Genomic DNA, 13599 nt, shown 5'->3' with positions numbered 1-13599 from the left:
GATGCCTGTGTCGCCTGCGCTCGCCGAGGATCTGGCGGCCGCCGTCGCGGACCTCTACGAGGCCGCGGAGGCCGTGCTGATCGAGCGCATCCGCCGCGCGCTGGCTGAGGGAATCGACAGCCCCGCCTGGGTGGAGCGGAAGTTGGCCGCGCTCGGCGACCTCCAGAGCGGCATCCAGGCCGTCATCGACGCGCTTGCTTCCGAGGCAGCCGGAGCGGTCCGGCAGGCGCTCACGGAGGCGTACGAGCGCGGACAGCAGGCTGCCGTGGCCGAGCTGGGAGCCGTAGCGGCTGGGCAGGCGGCAGCGGCCGCCGCTGCCCTGCCGATCGCGCCGGCAGTGGACCGGCTCGCCTCCGCACTCATCTCCGAGACCGGCCCCGTCCACCTGCGCATCCTGCGCCAGACCATGGACGTCTACCGCGACGTGATCGCGCACTCCGCCTCCGCCCCACTGCTCGGCGCGCAGACCCGGCGCCGAGCCGCCCAGACGGCGCTCGACGCCTTCGCCAACAAGGGCATCAGCGGCTTCATCGACCGGAGCGGCCGATCGTGGGAGATGCGCTCGTACGTCGAGATGGCGACCCGCAGCGCTGTTGGACGGGCGGCAGTCGAAGCCCACACCGACCGGCTCGGCGCGGCTGGGATCGACCTCGTGCTGGTGTCCTCCGGCCCGGAGGAGTGCCCCCTGTGCCGTCCCTGGGAGGGCAATGTCCTCACCCGCACAGGCCCGGCCGGGAGGCGCACTCTACGGCTGGAACATGCGACCGACGACGGCCGGAGCGTGACCGTGCGGGTCGCCGGCTCGCTGCCTGAGGCGCGGTCGGCGGGGCTTCTACACCCCAACTGCAGGCACAGCGTCTCCGCTTACCTGCCCGGCATCACCCGTCGTCCGGATCCCATTCCCGCACGGGCGAGCTACGAGCAGTCACAGCAGCAGCGCTACCTGGAGCGGCAGGTCCGCCGCTGGAAGCGCCGCGCAGCGGCCGCTTTCGACGAGCAGACGGCGAAGGCCGCCCGCGCTCGCGTGCGCGCGTACCAGGGGCGGATCCGGCAACTCGTCGCCGATACCGATCTGCCGCGTAAACCGCACCGTGAGCAGCTCGCCGCGGCGCGCTGACCCCCACATGCTTCGGCCCGCCAAGGTACGGGCCGGGAAGTGCCCCGCCAGGCGCGGAGCCACCCAGCGGCCGGCCAGGAGTCGGCCATCCCCGACGAGCACCAGGAGTGCACGCATGCACAAGCGAACCCTCGCACGCCACACCGGCCGGACCGGCTGGACGCACCCGTACGGACACGGCCCTTTCGCCCCGTTCCTGTACGCCGACGGCGGGGACGGAGACGGCTCCGACTCCAACGCCGGCGACAGCGATGACGGCGCCGACAGCCAGGGCGACGACGCTGGAGCCGAAGGCGACGACGGCGGCCAGGACGAAGCGGACGATGCGGCGAAGGACGACAGGCCCAAGCCGAAGCCTCCGGCCCGGAAGCCCGCAGACGGCGACCCGGCCGCGACGATCGCCCGCCTGGAGAAGCAGCTGAAGTCCGCCAACGCCGAGTCGGCGAAGGCCCGGACCGAGGCGAAGAAGCAGGCTGCCGACGAAGCCAAGGCCAGCCTGGTGCAGGAGCTCGGCAAGGCTCTCGGGCTGATCAAGGACGACAAGGACACGCCGCCGGACCCGGCCGCGCTGAAGGCACAGATCGAATCCGCGACCGCGGCTCACCGCGAGACCGCGATCGAGCTGGCCGTCTACCGGGGAGCGTCGAAGCACGGCGCGGACCCTGACGCCCTCACCGACAGCCGCGCCTTCCTGCGGTCCATCAAGGATCTCGACCCCGGCGACGAGGGATTCGCGAAGGCCGTCAACGCTGCGATCAAGCAGGCGGTGACCGACAACCCCAAGCTCAAAGCCGCGACCGCGCCCGCGCGCTCTTCCGGCGACTTCTCCGGCGGGTCCGGAGACGGCGGTCGAACCGGCCCCAAGAGCATCGATGACATCCGCGCCGAGCGCCGAAAGCGCCGCGCCGGATAGAAAGAAAGGCCCCCATGCCGAACACGCTCCTCACCCCGCAGGCGATCGCACAGCAGGCGCTGGCCAACCTGTACGAGACGACCGTCATGGCGGCGCTCGTGCACCGTGACTACGAGCCGGAGTTCGCCCGCCACGTCGGCGACACGGTCACCATCCGCAAGCCGGCCGTGTTCACGGCCGAGGAGTACGACCGCAGCCAGGGCATCACCGTTCAGGACGCCGTCGAGACCGGCGTGGACGTGAAGCTCAACCACTTCGCCGACGTCTCCTTCGCGGTCACCGCAGAGGACCTCACCCTGAAGATCGAGGACTTCGACGAGCAGCTCCTCACCCCGGCCATGGAAGCGGTCTCTCAGAAGATCGACCGCGACCTGCTCGCCCTGCGCAACGACATCACCCAGGAGGTCGGTCAGGTCGCGGGGGAGAACGAGTACACCTGGGACAACCCGCGCTCCCTCATCGAGGCGGGCAGGGAGCTCGACAAGCAGAGTGTGCCGATGACGGAGCGCCGCGTCGCCGTCGGCCCGACGATCTCCTCCAAGTGGCTGGCAGACCCCCTGTTCCACGAGGCCGACAAGCGAGGCAACACCGAGGGCCTGCAGGAGGCCAACCTCGGCAGGCGCACGTTCGGATTCGACCCGTACATGACGCAGAACATTGCCAAGCCCGCGCAGACCTCCGGCAACTCCACCACGGAGGTTGGTGTCGCCTTCCACCGCACCGCCTTCGCGCTCGCCTTCCGACCGCTCCAGCTTCCCCGGGGCAACCCGAACGCGGCGATCGCGAACTACAAGGGCTTCGGCCTGCGGGTGATCTACGGCTACGACATGGACAAGAAGCAGGACGTCGTGTCCGTGGACTGCCTGTACGGCGTGAAGACGCTGGACGCCAACCGGGCCTGCCTGATCAAGGGTGCCGACGTCCCGTAAACGCGCGCACCGCCGCGCTCCATCTGGGCGACGGCGGTCGCGTCGCCCACAGCCCGTCCCCTCCTGGCAGGAGTAACTCATGGCGTATCAGCGCCGCATGATCACCGAGTCCATCCGGCTGACTGGTGCCCCGGTCGCCTCCGCGGCGCACGTCGTCTGGCGTGCCCCTGTGGCGTGCAAGGTTGTCGCGCTGCGCGGCTATCGCACCGGGGGCGCTGCAGCGGCAGTCAATGCCCAGATCGGCAGCACCGACGTCCTCGCCGCGGACCTCACCGCGGGCGACGCCACCTTCACCAGCGGCACCCCGGCCAGCGGGGCTGGAGACATGGCGGCTGGCGACATCCTCTCCCTGGAGGTGGCGAGCGGCGACGCCACGCTCGTCGTCATCCAGGCGGACATCGCGGTCGATGCCGACGTCTACGACGTGGCCTGATCGGAGGCGTGGATGTTTGTCTACCGCAACAGCAACACTGGTGATCAGGTGGAGTACGAGCACCGGTCGCCGCGGCTGGACATGCTGCCGAACTGGGCGCTGCTCGACAACCCGGAGGAATCCCGAGTGATTCCGGAGCAGGAAGCGCAGGTAGGTGAGGCCCTGCCCGAGCTGCCTCAGGACGCGTTCCTTGAGGACGCGAGGCGGCTGCGCCCGGCGCGTTCGGCTGCCAAGGCCGACTGGGTCGCCTACGCGCGCGCCCTGGCGAAGGACTCCGCAGAGGAGTCCGAGATCGACGGCCTCACCAAGGAGCAGCTCATCGACACGTACGGAGGCGATAGCTGATGTCGCTGACCAGCACACTGGCGCTCGCCGCGTTCGCCGAGCAGAGCAACGCCCTGGACCTCGGATCAGGCAAGGCACCCGTCCGGCTGCAGAGGTCCGTGCAGCTCGGCTCCGGCACCGGAGCCGGGCAGGCCGACCTGGTGTGGTCTGACCGCCGCACGATCGCAGCGTCCGGCTCGGAGGACCTCGACCTGGCGGGCGTCCTGCTGGACGCGTTCGGAGCGACGGTCACGTTCGCCCGGATCAAGGGGCTCTTCATTGCCGCTGCTGAGAGCAACGCCAACGACGTCGTGATCGGCGCGGACGCGACGAATCCGTGGGCCTCGCTCTTGAACGCCACCGGCACGCTCACCCTGCGGCCGGGCGCGGCGTGCGGCTTCCTCGCGGGGGATGCCGACGCAACGGCGTATGCGGTCACCGCCGGTACGGGGGACCTGCTTCAGGTGGCCAACTCCGGCGCGGGCACCTCAGTCGACTACGACATCCTCGTCATCGGCGCGTCCGCCTAGCACCCACCTTTTCAGCGAGGGAGGCCCACTCCGGGTCTCCCTCGTCCATGTTCAGCAACCCGCCGCGGCATGAGGGGAGACGTCATGTCCGATGTGGGAGACACCCTTACGGCCACGCTGGTCGTCGAGCCGTTCGACGGCACCACAGCGGCGACGCTCACGGTCACCGCGCCAGACCAGACCGCCACCAATCCGGCCACTTCCACCATCGATGGCGGCCAGACCTGGACCGCCCAGGTGCCCCTCACACTGGCTGGAGTCTGGCGACTCTCCTGGACGGTGACCGGCACTGGGGCCGGCGTCGAGCACCAGCTGGAGTCTGTGGCGCCCACGCCCTCGGTCGTTGAAGACGGGCGGGTGTATGCGACGACGACGCAGCTCGCCGAGTACCTCGGAGCAGCGCCGCCGACCAACGCCGCCCGGCTCCTTCTGCGTGCCAGCGAGCTCCTGGACGCCGATTTTCTCAAGGTCGCCGTCTATGACGTCGACGAGAACGGCCTGCCCACTGACCCGCTGGTCGCCGCAGCGTTCCGCAACGCCGTGTGTGCCCAGGTCGAGTTCTGGCAGGAGGCCGGCGAGGAGACCGACATTTCCGGGCCTCTCCAGGGCGTGACGATCGGCTCTGTGAGCCTCCAGTACGGTGGCGGAGCGAACCGGCCGGGACCGTCGTACTACGCGCCGAAGCTGGTCCGCGCCCTCGACGGCCTGCCTGGAGACGTGTTCCGCATGCAGGTGTCGGGGGTCTACTAATGGGCCGCATCCCTGCGCGGTATCTGCAGCACCGCATCGCCATCGAGCCGTACCTCGGGAGCTCCAGCACCGGCCCCCTGTACGGCGCGCCCGCCGACGTTCGGTGCTTCCTCGATGAGCAGACCCGAACCGTGCGCAGCCCTGGCGGCGACGAGGTCACCTCAACCTCAACCGCCTATTGCCTGCCAGGCACGACAGCGCCGCCGTTGTCTCGCGTGACGCTGCCAGGCGGCCGCACGACGAAGGTCATCCAGACCAATGACCGGTACGGCGGAGGCCTCGGCACGCCCGACCACGTGGAGATCCAACTCGAATAGGGGGAGTTCACTGTGCCGCGCTACCAGCTCCGCTTCAACGGCCCGCAGGTCGAGAGGGAGCTGCGCGCGGCCGCTGCGCACGGACTCTTCCTGTCGGGCGAGCACGTGCTGGGTGAGTCGCAGGCAGTCGTGCCGATCGACGAGGCCGCGCTCGCCCGCTCGGGCGCGGTCAGCGTGGATGAGGCGGCCATGGCGGCCGCGGTCTCGTATGACACCCCGTACGCCGTGGTCCAACACGAGCGGCTGGACTTCCGGCACGCACCTGGTCGGCAGGCCAAGTACCTCGAAGAGCCGCTGAACGCCGCCCGCACCCGTATTGCCGCGATCCTCGCCGCGCAGCTGAGGCGGGCGATGCGATGAGCTACACCACCGACCTCCTGGAGGGCCTCGCGGAGCTGATGGACGGCGGGGCCCTCGGTCTGTACCGGCCCGACGATGCGCTGCCCGATGGTGCGACTGCGATCGTCCTGGGCCGCATGCCTCCCGAGCCCGACCGTGTCATCGCTCTCAACGCCTACCCGGTCGATGACACCGAGCACACCGACACGGTCACCGGCGTCCAGGCCCGCATGCGCGCCGGCCTCGACCTGCGCCAGGTCGACGGCCTGGCGGACAGCCTTTTCGACCTGCTCCACGGCCGACAGCACTACGTGCTCCGTGGCATCCACGTCGCTCTGTCGTGGCGGAACAGCCAGGCGTGGATCGGCCAGGACGCGCACGGGCGTATGGAGTTGACCGCCAACTACTACTTCCGGGCCAGCCGGAGCTTTCCCCACGTGATCGATTAGGAGATCTTGATGTCCACACCCACCGAGGTCACTGCCCTCGCCCGCCGGTGGCGGCTCGAGGTCAACATGGGCACCGACGAGACCCCTGACTGGCAGCTGTGCCCCGGGGTGGTCGACTTCCAGCCTGCGGCCGAGCCGAACTTCGAGGACGGCACCGCGTACGAGTCAGACGGCTGGACAGAGAACACCAAGACCGCTCAGTCGTGGCAGGTCACGGCCACCATCAATCGTAAGATCAACGACCAGGTCAAGGTCTACCACCCCGTGCACGAAGCGATCCGCCTGGCGTGGCTCGCCTTCGGCTCTGCCTCGGAGGTGCCGATCCGCTACATGGACCGCAACGGCATGCCCGAGGCCTATGAGGGCAAGGCGCTTGTCAACTGGGCCCCCTCTGGGGGCGAATACACGGCTCTAGACCAGGTCGAGGTCACCTTCACCGGCACCGGGCCGCTCACCCCGATCACCAACCCGCTGGCCGCCTGATGGGCGCGGCGTTCGAGGCGCTGGACGACTTCTTCGACGACTACCTGGAGCTCCCCGTGAAGGGGAAGGACGGCGTCCAGCGCATCTACCGCATCCCGTCCCCTCCGGCTGAGGACGGCTTGCGCGTCGAGAAGATCACAACATTGGCTGCGCGCGTGATGGCCACCGGCACGGCCCCGGACACCGACGCCCTCGATGACGCCGAGGAACTCGACCTGTACCGCATGTGCCTCAGCGAAACCTACGAGCCGCTCCTCGCCGAAGTCCCCTGGAGCCGCTTCAAGCTGGCCGCTCTGACGGCGATGTACTGGATCACCGCCGACCGGGAAACCGCCCACACCTACTGGGCCGCAGGCGGCGACCCTTCTCTCCTGGCCCCGAACCGGGCGGCACGTCGGCAGCACAGGCACGACTCCTCGGAGTCGGCTGCGGCGAATACGACCCGGTCACGGGGCTCTACGAGTGGTACGAAGGCGGGCTCACCCCGGCGCAGCAAGGGCAAGGGCCGTCGCTGACGTGGGAGGCACTGCTGGAACAGTGGCCCCTGATTGAGGCCGACCTGCATGAGGTCTACGGCCTCGACCTCTCCACCCCGGGCCTTCTCCGGGCCCGCTCGTGGCGCTGGCTGAAAGTACGCATCCTCGGCCTCCTCTCCTCCGACACCCGCCTGAGTCGGCACTTCCAGCCGCCTGACCGCGACAAAGGGGGCCGCCGATGGCGCTGAAGGTGGGCGAGCTGGTCGGCTACATCCGGCTCGACGACGGCCAGGTCCGCCCCGCTCTGACCCGCACGGAAGCAGCCCTGCACGCCTCCGGCCGCCGCATGGCGAGCGACGCCGAACGCGCCGGCCAGGACGTCGGGCAGCAACTCGGCGACGGCATCGTCCGCGGCGCTGACGGCAGAATCCGCGACGCCCGCGGCCGCTTCATCGACGCCGGGCGGATGGCCGGCCGTGCAGGAGGGGACGCGCTCGGCGACGGCCTGGTCCAGGGCGCGGATCAGGGCGCTGGCGACGCAGTCAACGCGGCTGAGGGCGGGCTGAGTCGTCTGCAGATGGTGGCTGCGGGGGTGGGGGTGGCCGCGGGTGCCGCGCTGATGGCCGGGATGGCTCAACACTTGGAGCAGGAGCAGATCACGGGTCGGCTCGGCGCCCAGCTGGGAAAGACCCCGGCGGAGGCGAAGCGCTACGGCAAGATCGCGGGCGAGCTGTACGCGGACGCGATCACTCAGGACTTCCAAGGCGCGGCTGATGCGATCTCCGCGACGATGCGGTCCGGGCTGGTGCCAGCGGATGCGACGAACGAGCAGATCAAATCGATCGCCACCAACGTCTCCGACCTTGCGTCCACCTTCGAACTAGACCTCGGCCAGGCCGCCAACGCCATCGGTCAAACCATGAAGGCAGGCCTCGCGCCGGATGCGAAGACCGCACTCGACGTCATCACCTGCGGGCTCACGGTCATGGGACCCAGGGCAGACGACATCGCCGACACCTTCAACGAATATTCGACCATCTTCCGCCAGCTGGGAATCTCCGCCGCCGACGCCACCGGGATCATGGCCCAGGGCATGGCAGCCGGCGCACGCGACACGGACGTCGTCGCCGACTCGCTGAAGGAACTCGTCCTCATCACGCAGGACGGCGGCGAAGAGGTCGACAAGGCGTTCAAGAAGATCCACCTGTCGGGCAAGGACATGCAGAAGGCCATGACGGAGGGCGGCCCGGCATCGAAGAAGGCGCTGGACCAGATCTTCGACGGCCTCCGGAAGATCAAGGACCCGGCTGACCGATCAGCGCTGGCCTTGACGCTCTTCGGGACGAAAAGCGAAGACATGCAGAAGGCGCTCTTCGCGATCGATCCGTCGACGGCGGTCGATGCGCTGGGCAAGACGGCCGGGGCCGCGGACAAGGCCGGCACCGCGCTCAGGGACAACGCAGGCGCTCGGGTTGAGCAGTTCAAGCGCAGCCTGGAGCAGGGCATGGTGAACTTCATCGGCACCCAAGTCATCCCGGCCCTGGCGCGGTTCGGGCAGTGGGCGCAGCGGAATTCGGAGACGTTGAAGCTGCTGGCCGTGGTGATCGGCGGGGCGCTCATCCCCGTGCTGGTCCTCCTCGCCGTGAACGCCACGGTCGCGGCGGTGCGTGTGGTGGCGGCGTGGGTGATGTCCGGCGCGGCCGCACTCCAGTCCGCTGGCACACAGGTCGCCGCGGGCGCGCGCGTCGCTGCGACGTGGGTGCTGATGGGTGTGCAGTCGCTGGTCCACGCCGCTCGGATGGCCGCGGCGTGGGTGCTCGCCATGGGGCCGGTGGCGTGGGTGATCGCCGCGATCGTCGCCCTGGCGGCGATCATCGTCCTCAACTGGGACAAGATCACCCGTGCTACGGGCAAGGCATGGGACTGGGTCTGGGGCAAGATCCAAGGCGTAGGAAAGGCCATCCTCGGCTTCATCCTCGGCATGCCCCTGGTCCGCTACTTCCTCCAGCACTGGGACCGAATCCGCAGCGGCACAGCATCCAAAGTCCTCAGCTTCATCAGCTGGGTCCGCGGTCTGCCCGGCCGCATCCTGCGGGCAATCGGCTCCCTGCGCAGCCTGCTCTACAACAAGGGCCGAGACCTGATCGTCGGCCTCTGGAACGGCATCCGCGGGATGGGCGGCTGGCTGAAGAGCAAGCTGCTCAGCTTCGCCCGAAGCAAGATCCCCGGACCCATCGCGCGGGCCCTCGGCATCGCCTCGCCGTCGAAGCTGATGCGCGACAAGATCGGCCGCTTCATCCCCGCGGGCATCGTCGACGGCATCGAGCGCGGCGCGCCTGCGCTGGACCGGACGATGGCCGGCCTGGTCCAGCCGCCCACCGTGGGAGGGATGGGCATGGGCACCGCCGGAGGCTCACGGCGTGCGATGGGCCGCGGCGGGCGCACCGTTCTGGAACTGCGATCCGACGGCAGCCGCCTGGGCGATCTGCTCCTCGACGTCGTCCGCCACTCCATCCGCGTACGGGGCGGAGACCCCGACATCGTCCTCGCAGGGGAGGCATGATGGCGGCGTTCCCCGACGAGCGACTCGACCTGAAGGGCGAGCTGCAGCTGGGCGGATCCTGGGTGGACATCACCTCCCGCATCTACACCCGGGAATCGATCCAGACCCGCTCGGGCACGAGCAGCGAGGGCTCCCGACTGGAGCCCTCAGCCTGCTCACTGCTCCTCAACAACAAGGACGGCCGCTTCTCCCCCAGGAACCCCACAGGGCCGTACCACGGACTCCTCGGCCGCAACACCCCACTCAGAATCACCATCCCAAGCGACGAGACCTATCTCGCGCTTAACGGCGGCCACGTCTCCACCCCCAACAGCTCAGCCCTCGACATCACCGGGGACCTCGATCTGCGCCTCGACGTCACCCTGGACGACTGGCTCATCCCCGACCACGTCCAGGTGCTGATCGCCAAGTGGGACGTGCCCAACCTGGCCCTGTCGTACCGCCTGATCGTGAACACCGCCGGAGGGCTGTCGCTTTCCTGGTCCTCCGACGGCGGAGCAGGCGGCTTTACCTTCGTTGACGGACCGGCCCCCGTCCCTGCCCCGTCAGACGGGCGGATCTGCATCCGCGCGACGCTGGACGTCGACGACGGCGCCGGCAACCACGTCGTGACCTTCTACACCGCCGCGAGCATGGCGGGACCCTGGGAACAACTCGGTGAGCCCATCGCGCAGGCGGGGGCCACGGCAGTCGCTTCGTCGCCCGCACCACTGCTCTTGGGCGATATGGACGGCACCAGCGCGGTCTTTCTGCCTGCAATGGGCCGTCTTCACGCTGTCGAGGTCCGCGACGGCATCGACGGACCGCTCGTAGCCGCTCCGGACTTCAGCACTCAGGCACCCGGCGTTGACTCCTTCACCGACAGCGAAGGCCTCGACTGGACTCTCGAAGGCGCAACGGAGATCACCGACCGGGAGGGCATCTTCGCGGGCGAGGTGTCATCGTGGCCGCCCCGCTGGACGCCGTCGGGACGGGATGTGTGGGTGCCAATCCAGGCCGCCGGTCCGCTACGGCGTCTCGGGCAGGGCCGCGACGCTCTCGAGTCCACACTCCGCCGCCGTGTCCCGTCGTACGAGCCCCTGGCCTACTGGCCGCTGGAAGACGGGGCGGATGCATCGCAGGCAGCCAGCCCCATCCCTGGAGTGGCCCCCCTGTCCCTGACACGGGTGAACTGGGCGTCAGCCGACAGCCTGCCCAGCAGCAAGCCGCTTCCCGTGCTCGCGAGCAACGGCGGCGCGCTCGCCCAACTGTCGGGTGCCGTGCCCGCGCCTGCCGATGCTACGACCGGGTGGCACGTGGAGTGGATCTACCGTCTGGACAGCGAGCCCACCACGCTGTGGACATTCATGCGGATCCTGACCACGGGCACGGTCGCTGAGTGGTACATCCAGAGCCGCGACAACCTCAGCCGCGTACTCGCCCTCGACTCAGACGGCGGGACCGTTTTCCAGCAGGACATCGGCACGTCTACGGACCTGTTCAACCAGTGGGTGGGGGTGAACCTGAGGGTCGAGGAGTCCGGCGGGACGGTTACCTGGTGGCTGACCTGGCAGGACGTTGGCGGCGACGCAGGCGAGTTTTCCACCAGCTTCTCCGGAACAGCAGGACGGGTCACTGGGGTCGCGTCCCCACCCGACGGGTACGCGACAGCTCTCGACGGGATGGCCATCGGCCACATCGGCGTCTTCTCCACCACGCTGACGAACGCCTACATCGGGGCGATCACCGGGTACGCGGGCGAATCGGCAATCTTCCGACTGCGGCGGCTGGCCCTCGAGGAGCCCCGACTCGCACTGGCCGTGGTCGACGGCGACGTGACCGTCAACGCGCCGCCGATGGGGCCTCAGCGTCCGATCCGGCTGCTGGACCTGGTCCAGGAGTGCGTCGATGTCGACGGCGGCGTCTTGTATGAGCGGCCGGACCGCCTCGGGCTCGTCTACAGGGACCGCTCTAGCCTCTACAACCAGCAGCCCGCGCTCACACTGGACTACGCGGCGCGGCAAATCGTGCCGCCTCTGGAACCGGTGGACGACGACCGGTACCTCCGGAACGACGTCACCGTGTCGCGCGTCGACGGCACGTCCGCCCGGGCCGTTGCCAAGGACGGCCCGCTGTCCGTACTTCCGCCAGAGGACGGCGGGGTCGGCATTTACCACACCTCTGTCACGCTCAACCTCGCAAACGACAACCAGCCAGAGCAGCATGCCTCTTGGGCCGTCCACCTGGGCACATGGGATGAGGCCCGGTACCCGTCCGTGCGGATCCTGCTGCACAAGCAGCCGCAGCTCATCCCGGCGGTGCTGCGGCTGCGCGTCGGGGCGCTGGTGCGGATCGTCACTCCTCCGGTGTGGACGGGCCCGGGGCCGTTGGATCTGCTGGTTCAGCGGATCGAGCATCGGCCGCGGCCGCGGGCTTGGGAGGTGACGCTCACGTGCCGGCCCGCCGGGCCGTACCGGGTGGGCGTGGTCGAGGATGAGGTGCTCGGGCGGGCGGACACCGACGGCTCGGAGCTGGCCTCCGCGGTGTCGTCCTCGGCCACGACGATGTACGTGGCCACCACGGCCGGCCCGCGGTGGGTCGACTCAGCCACCTACCCGGACGATTTCCCGATCGATCTGCGGGTCGGCGGGGAGGTCGTGACGGCGACGGCCGCGGGTGCGCCAGGCGCCGAGCCGATGATGGGGGATGGCGACGCCTCGACGACCGCGGCCACTGACCACGTGGCCCCCAGCGTGAGCGCGCCGGGGGCTGCGGATTTGCTGGTGTGCGCGTGGATTCCGTGGGACGGCCCGTCGGACGTTTACACCGTCCCAGGGTCGATGACGGAGCAGGCGCAGACCGCGGGGACGTGGTCCCGTTTCGCGGACGCGACGGAGGTGCTGTCGGGCTCGGGGGCGACGGGCACCAGGACGGCGACCCGGCTGGTGTCGCACGCCTGGGCCGCGGTGTCGGTCGTCGCCTCCGGCGCGCCGGGCACCACCCCGACGATTGAGGAGCACCTCGAAGGCGTGTCGGGGGCCTCCGCGCAGGTGACGCTGACGTCCGCGGCCGGGACGCAGGAGGGCTGGTGGCTGCTGGCTCTGCACGCCTGGGACAACGGCGGCAACGGTCTGCCGCCGGGCCCGGACGGTGAGGGCTGGCAGCTGGTGGCCAGCAGCGCGCTGGCGCACGCCGACGCGCCGAACATCGTCGCCTACGCACGGCGGGTCGATGCCGCGGGCGCTCAGCAGGTCGATTTCCCAGGCGGCACCCCGGACGACAACCAGGCCCGCTTGTACGTCCTCAGCGGCGTGACGGACCTGACCGCGCAGGCCCTGACCGTGACCCGGTCCGTCAACGGCATCGCCAAACCGCACGCTGCCCGGGCCGACATCCGGCTGGCTCACCCCGCGATCATCGCCCTGTAGAGGAGAAGCAGATGGTGTACCCGGACATCCTCGCAGGGCGGCGAATCACAGCCGCCCTGCTGCGCTCCATGATCCCCATGGAGGTGTACAAGCCCTCGAACACCGACCGGGCCTCCACCACCACCCTCGCGGACGACCCCGATCTGACCGTAGAACTGGAGGGCAACGCGACCTACCGCGTCGAGTTCTGGCTCCACTTCGCCGCCATCAACCTCGACGGCGGCAGCCCCGCGGGCCGCTTCAAAACGAACTGGCGTGTCCCCTCCGGCGCGACCTTCCTGCGTGGTGCGCTCGGCCCCGACCAGGGACAGAGCCTGTCGGGCACGGCCGGCGGTCAGGGCCGCTGGGGTGTGCATGCCTCGGGGACCGACGTCACGTATGGGTCGCGGGACTCCTCAACGAACCAGTGCATCGCGATCGAGGACGGGATCGTGTTCACCAGCTCCGCTGGGACCTTGGCGCTCCAGTGGGCCCAGCAGGTGAGCTATTCGGGCGCGACCCGGCTTGGGTCCGGCTCGTACATGAAGGTGCGGCGCATCGCCTGACCCGCCCCTTCCCGTGCCCCGGCG

At 69.5% G+C, this 13599-nt stretch carries 15 protein-coding genes; all 15 read left to right on the top strand.

The features are described from left to right. Window position 1 precedes the first annotated feature (1 nt). The 15 genes from OF819_RS16835 (at window position 2) to OF819_RS16765 (ending at window position 13575) form a co-directional block, all read left to right on the top strand. The gene (locus tag OF819_RS16835; protein ID WP_267244358.1) at window positions 2-1117 is read left to right on the top strand and encodes a phage minor capsid protein; all 1116 of its coding nucleotides are present in this window, start codon (window positions 2-4) and stop codon (window positions 1115-1117) included. 115 nt (window positions 1118-1232) lie between these two features. Then, the gene (locus OF819_RS16830; protein WP_267244357.1) at window positions 1233-2030 is read left to right on the top strand and encodes a hypothetical protein; all 798 of its coding nucleotides are present in this window, start codon (window positions 1233-1235) and stop codon (window positions 2028-2030) included. 14 nt (window positions 2031-2044) lie between these two features. Continuing rightward, window positions 2045-2959, top strand: coding sequence for a P22 phage major capsid protein family protein (locus OF819_RS16825; protein ID WP_267244356.1), 915 nt, complete (start codon window positions 2045-2047; stop codon window positions 2957-2959). 79 nt (window positions 2960-3038) lie between these two features. Beyond that, entirely contained in the window at window positions 3039-3392 is a 354-nt protein-coding gene (locus tag OF819_RS16820; protein ID WP_267244355.1) for a hypothetical protein, read from the top strand. Between the two features lie 12 nt (window positions 3393-3404). Beyond that, complete coding sequence (locus OF819_RS16815) at window positions 3405-3737, top strand: hypothetical protein (RefSeq protein WP_267244354.1); 333 nt, start codon at window positions 3405-3407, stop codon at window positions 3735-3737. Next, window positions 3737-4246 (top strand): hypothetical protein, encoded by a 510-nt coding sequence (locus tag OF819_RS16810; RefSeq protein WP_267244353.1) that lies wholly within the window; start codon window positions 3737-3739, stop codon window positions 4244-4246. The genes OF819_RS16815 and OF819_RS16810 overlap by 1 nt, the downstream gene beginning before the upstream one ends. Window positions 4247-4330: 84 nt before the next feature. After that, entirely contained in the window at window positions 4331-4996 is a 666-nt protein-coding gene (locus OF819_RS16805; RefSeq protein WP_267244352.1) for a hypothetical protein, read from the top strand. Continuing rightward, entirely contained in the window at window positions 4996-5313 is a 318-nt protein-coding gene (locus OF819_RS16800; RefSeq protein ID WP_267244351.1) for a hypothetical protein, read from the top strand. Before OF819_RS16805 ends, OF819_RS16800 begins: the two co-directional genes overlap by 1 nt. Window positions 5314-5325: 12 nt before the next feature. Continuing rightward, a complete protein-coding gene (locus tag OF819_RS16795) occupies window positions 5326-5673 on the top strand; it encodes a hypothetical protein (protein ID WP_267244350.1) in 348 nt (115 codons plus the stop codon). Then, on the top strand, window positions 5670-6101 hold the full coding sequence (locus tag OF819_RS16790) for a minor capsid protein (protein WP_267244349.1): 432 nt from the start codon (window positions 5670-5672) through the stop codon (window positions 6099-6101). Before OF819_RS16795 ends, OF819_RS16790 begins: the two co-directional genes overlap by 4 nt. Window positions 6102-6110: 9 nt before the next feature. Continuing rightward, a complete protein-coding gene (locus OF819_RS16785; protein WP_267244348.1) occupies window positions 6111-6584 on the top strand; it encodes a phage tail tube protein in 474 nt (157 codons plus the stop codon). Next, the gene (locus tag OF819_RS16780; RefSeq protein ID WP_267244347.1) at window positions 6584-7099 is read left to right on the top strand and encodes a hypothetical protein; all 516 of its coding nucleotides are present in this window, start codon (window positions 6584-6586) and stop codon (window positions 7097-7099) included. The genes OF819_RS16785 and OF819_RS16780 overlap by 1 nt, the downstream gene beginning before the upstream one ends. A 199-nt stretch (window positions 7100-7298) precedes the next feature. After that, window positions 7299-9623 (top strand): phage tail tape measure protein, encoded by a 2325-nt coding sequence (locus OF819_RS16775; protein WP_267244346.1) that lies wholly within the window; start codon window positions 7299-7301, stop codon window positions 9621-9623. After that, entirely contained in the window at window positions 9623-13030 is a 3408-nt protein-coding gene (locus OF819_RS16770; RefSeq protein WP_267244345.1) for a hypothetical protein, read from the top strand. The genes OF819_RS16775 and OF819_RS16770 overlap by 1 nt, the downstream gene beginning before the upstream one ends. A gap of 11 nt (window positions 13031-13041) precedes the next feature. Beyond that, window positions 13042-13575: a hypothetical protein gene (locus OF819_RS16765; RefSeq protein WP_267244344.1), complete on the top strand. Its 534-nt coding sequence runs from the start codon at window positions 13042-13044 to the stop codon at window positions 13573-13575. Window positions 13576-13599: the final 24 nt, after the last annotated feature.

It is taken from the genome of Streptomyces sp. PR69, from assembly GCF_026420845.1.
Classification (GTDB): domain Bacteria; phylum Actinomycetota; class Actinomycetes; order Streptomycetales; family Streptomycetaceae; genus Streptomyces.
Note: the sequence above shows the minus strand (reverse complement) of the source record. Positions and strands in the feature narration are given on the sequence as shown.

What these genes read in the sequence shown, in the direction of transcription:
- OF819_RS16790 (WP_267244349.1), top strand. Translation starts at nt 5,670, where the DNA reads ATGAGCTACACCACCGACCTCCTGGAGGGCCTCGCGGAGCTGATGGAC.
- OF819_RS16780 (WP_267244347.1), top strand. Translation starts at nt 6,584, where the DNA reads ATGGGCGCGGCGTTCGAGGCGCTGGACGACTTCTTCGACGACTACCTG.
- OF819_RS16820 (WP_267244355.1), top strand. Translation starts at nt 3,039, where the DNA reads ATGGCGTATCAGCGCCGCATGATCACCGAGTCCATCCGGCTGACTGGT.
- OF819_RS16775 (WP_267244346.1), top strand. Translation starts at nt 7,299, where the DNA reads ATGGCGCTGAAGGTGGGCGAGCTGGTCGGCTACATCCGGCTCGACGAC.
- OF819_RS16835 (WP_267244358.1), top strand. Translation starts at nt 2, where the DNA reads ATGCCTGTGTCGCCTGCGCTCGCCGAGGATCTGGCGGCCGCCGTCGCG.
- OF819_RS16800 (WP_267244351.1), top strand. Translation starts at nt 4,996, where the DNA reads ATGGGCCGCATCCCTGCGCGGTATCTGCAGCACCGCATCGCCATCGAG.
- OF819_RS16805 (WP_267244352.1), top strand. Translation starts at nt 4,331, where the DNA reads ATGTCCGATGTGGGAGACACCCTTACGGCCACGCTGGTCGTCGAGCCG.
- OF819_RS16830 (WP_267244357.1), top strand. Translation starts at nt 1,233, where the DNA reads ATGCACAAGCGAACCCTCGCACGCCACACCGGCCGGACCGGCTGGACG.
- OF819_RS16825 (WP_267244356.1), top strand. Translation starts at nt 2,045, where the DNA reads ATGCCGAACACGCTCCTCACCCCGCAGGCGATCGCACAGCAGGCGCTG.
- OF819_RS16815 (WP_267244354.1), top strand. Translation starts at nt 3,405, where the DNA reads ATGTTTGTCTACCGCAACAGCAACACTGGTGATCAGGTGGAGTACGAG.
- OF819_RS16785 (WP_267244348.1), top strand. Translation starts at nt 6,111, where the DNA reads ATGTCCACACCCACCGAGGTCACTGCCCTCGCCCGCCGGTGGCGGCTC.
- OF819_RS16810 (WP_267244353.1), top strand. Translation starts at nt 3,737, where the DNA reads ATGTCGCTGACCAGCACACTGGCGCTCGCCGCGTTCGCCGAGCAGAGC.
- OF819_RS16770 (WP_267244345.1), top strand. Translation starts at nt 9,623, where the DNA reads ATGGCGGCGTTCCCCGACGAGCGACTCGACCTGAAGGGCGAGCTGCAG.
- OF819_RS16765 (WP_267244344.1), top strand. Translation starts at nt 13,042, where the DNA reads ATGGTGTACCCGGACATCCTCGCAGGGCGGCGAATCACAGCCGCCCTG.